Source organism: Paenibacillus sp. FSL H7-0331, from assembly GCF_001956045.1.
In genome coordinates this window covers 1-3,351 of sequence record NZ_MRTH01000109.1, presented here as the reverse complement: position 1 = coordinate 3,351, position 3,351 = coordinate 1, and the positions used below count along the sequence as shown (strand labels likewise).

Genomic DNA, 3,351 nt, shown 5'->3' with positions numbered 1-3,351 from the left:
TTGATCCATGGTATATTGAATGTACAAAGAAACCGTTCCTTTCGTAAATGGTGGGTCGCACTTCCATTTTACCAAAGTACGGTTTCTTTTTGTTTGACGAAATTGCAACGAGGGTGCCCATCGCCATTTTCATGGCTTTTGGGACAGCCTCATCAGCGAGACAAATAGCGGCTGTATACGTCCGCTAAGGTCAGCAAGAATGGCGAAAATGCATGTCTGCTAATGCCTAGCGTATAAATCGCTCAAAATGTTGGCGCTACCACGGAAGGAATTTGTAACTTTTTAATAGAATAATTATGAAGATGATCAGATAATAAATTTTTACACATAAGGAGATGAAACTATGGAAAAAAACAAATTACTAAGAATGGACAATGTCGGCATCGTTGTAGAATCCCTTGATGACGCAATCTCTTTCTTCGAGGAGATTGGCTTGAACCTCGAAGGGCGAGCCACTGTCGAAGGTGAATGGGCTGGTCTCGTAACCGGATTGGGTTCTCAGTGCGTAGAGATTGCTATGATGGTTACCCCAGATGGCCACAGCCGAATTGAACTTTCGCGATTTCTCACCCCACCTACTATATCAGATCACCGGACTGCTCCTGTAAATGCTCTCGGTTATCTACGCGTCATGTTCACCGTTGAAGACATTGACGAAATGGTATCAAGACTCACTAAGTATGGGGCTCAGCTCGTTGGCGAAGTGGTTCAGTACGAGGACTCGTATCGGCTCTGCTACATTCGTGGAACCGAAGGACTTCTAATCGGTTTGGCGGAACAACTCGGTAAGAAATAAGTACGTGACGTTTTATAAAACGCCTTTACTGAAATATACATTACTGAAGTAAAAATTGAAACAGAAAAGCAGTATGAAAGTAACTCGAAGAAGTCGGGTACGCCATATAACACAGCATACGCTGCGGGACTCTCCGAGCCCTTGGTCGCCAGGAGAAGAAGCAGGGAAGCAGATTCAGACGACAACCCTGCAAGCCTAAGAACTTCGTTCTAAGGCTCGCAGGGTTGTGAATGCGAAAATGTTATATGCCAATCCGTCTCGATTTGAAGAAAATTCTTATTCAATAAAAGGGCGATTTAACGGAGCAACGAAAAAAGCCTAATTTCTCAAATATAAATGTTGAGAAATTGGGATTTTTAATATGGCAATTTCCTTAACGTTGTAAATCCGCATTTTCCTGACGCTACCCCAGCATGAAGAATCGGGTTTTGTATTGTATTACGCTCCCTAACGGGCAGATTTGCGCAATATTGTTGTTTTCGAAGAAAATTCAGATTTCCACTTGACCCTTACGTAACGTAATGATTTATAGTGAACGTAAGAGCAGGACGAAACACGGGCCTACTGCCAAAAAATCGAGCAAATAAATTCGAAATCGGAGGAGAAACAAACATGAGAAAACTCGTATTGTTCATGCATGTGTCGCTGGACGGGTATGCGTCGGATTCGAACGGAGGACTGGATTGGATTCCGTACAACGAGGAATTAGAGAAATACGCCGAGGAGGTTGTAGCCGAAGTCGGCTCTCCCGTATACGGACGCACGACGTATCGAATGATGGAGAGCTACTGGCCTACGGTGCTGGACAATCCGAATGCGTCGACGCACGGTATGGAGCATGCCAAATGGCTGCAGGATGTTAAGAAGATCGTCATTTCCGGCTCGATGGACAAGGTGGAATGGAACAATACGATGCTGATCAAGGGCAATATCGCAGAGGAAATCAAGGCGCTCAAGGAGCAGCCAGGCAAAAATCTCGTTATCTTCGGCAGTCCGGGGGCGGCGAAGACGCTGCTTGAGCTTGGCCTGATCGACGAATTCATGCTGACGATTTGCCCGGTCATCCTTGGCGGTGGAAAATCGGCATTCCACGGCGACGGTGAGAAAATCAGGCTCAAGCTGCTGTCCAGCCGAACGCTCAACTCGGGCATTATCGCGGCCCGCTATGAGTTGGAGAAATAGCCGTGCCGTACACGGTGTTCTACTAACGGGTACTATAGTTTATTGAAAGGGGCGCCAAGCGGTGCTCCTTTGGCATGTAACTAGACAGTCTTCAGTAAGGGGAGACCCGCCATTAAAGACTAAATCCATCCGTTTCTAGTTGAAACTAGAGCTAGACAGACGGGAGGGTGTTTTTATGAAATTGAATAAATTATGGGTTTTGTATGATGCTGACAAGCGTATTCAGGGATTCAGTACGCACACTTTGATTGCGTATGCGCTGCAGCTCAAGATGTTGATCGGTGGTGTCGGTGATCTTGAAATTGAAGAGATCACATTAGATTTGCTTAAAGGCTACTTGTCCAAGCAATCGGATCGGCTAAAACCGAGCAGCTTAGGGCATTGGGTTCGTTTCGTGAGATCCCTTTTTCGTTTTGCATTTGAAGAAGGTCATATTTCACGGAATCCGGCTCTAAAACTGAGAGAGCCAAAAACAGATAAGCGTATTCCCAAATTTTTGATTGAAGAAGATGTCATTCATCTGAAAATTTCTTGTAAATCTCCACGGGAGTATGCAATGCTTGAATTTCTTTATAGCACGGGTTGCCGTGTTGGTGAAGTGCAGAAACTAGATATTGAAGACATCAACTTGGAAAACTGTTCAGCCATTGTGAATGGCATGGGGGCAAAGCAAAGGGAGATTTATTTTACGACCGAATGCAAAATCTGGATAAAAAGATATTTGGAGAGCTGAGATGATTCCTGTAAAGCGCTATTTGTTACGGAAACTCAGCCTGCTCGCCGAATGTCGATACCTACGATTCGTTATTCATTAAAAAAGCTGGCAAGCCGGAGTAATGTTGCTGTAAACGTCTACCCACATCGTTTTCGTCACACTTACGCCTGTCAGTTATTAGATAACGGTGCACCGCTGGAGTTTATTCAGGGAATGCTTGGGCACGCAAAAGCATCCACTACACAGATTTATGCTCAGCTTCGTGGAGAACGGCGAAGAGAACTGTACCGGCGGTATTTTTTAGAGTTTGTACTAACCACCAACTACAGTGGTCATCTGAGATTGTCAGGATTGCTTTAAGCTTAGAGTAAAACGCTAAGCAGGTCACCTCCGAAGGCTTAGCGTATATTTTCGTTAAAATGTTGGCGGGACCCCTAACAACATTACTTATAACGTTATCCTGACACCTGCCGCTGGTATCGTCAATGCCAGCAAACACGCTTGATCTCACGGGTGTGAGTTTCAATAACAATCATGGTTCAGGAGCAGATAAAATCAATATTAAATTGCTTATCAGTTGATTTGTCACGGTGAATTATTTCAACTTCTTGATGAATTCATCAAGATCGATAGTTAAAGAGGTTGGTCTGTAAGGAAG

2 protein-coding genes and 1 pseudogene are annotated in these 3,351 nt (G+C 44.5%); all 3 read left to right on the top strand.

Annotated features, from left to right (window positions below):
• Window positions 1–343: 343 nt before the first annotated feature.
• The 3 genes and pseudogenes from BK127_RS41745 to BK127_RS41735 all read left to right on the top strand — a co-directional run bounded on the left by BK127_RS41745 (window position 344) and on the right by BK127_RS41735 (window position 3,053).
• Window positions 344–796 (top strand): VOC family protein, encoded by a 453-nt coding sequence (locus BK127_RS41745; RefSeq protein ID WP_076238520.1) that lies wholly within the window; start codon window positions 344–346, stop codon window positions 794–796.
• Window positions 797–1,408: 612 nt separating this feature from the next.
• Window positions 1,409–1,978: a dihydrofolate reductase family protein gene (locus BK127_RS41740; RefSeq protein ID WP_076238519.1), complete on the top strand. Its 570-nt coding sequence runs from the start codon at window positions 1,409–1,411 to the stop codon at window positions 1,976–1,978.
• A gap of 175 nt (window positions 1,979–2,153) precedes the next feature.
• A pseudogene (locus tag BK127_RS41735) lies at window positions 2,154–3,053 on the top strand (tyrosine-type recombinase/integrase).
• Window positions 3,054–3,351: the final 298 nt, after the last annotated feature.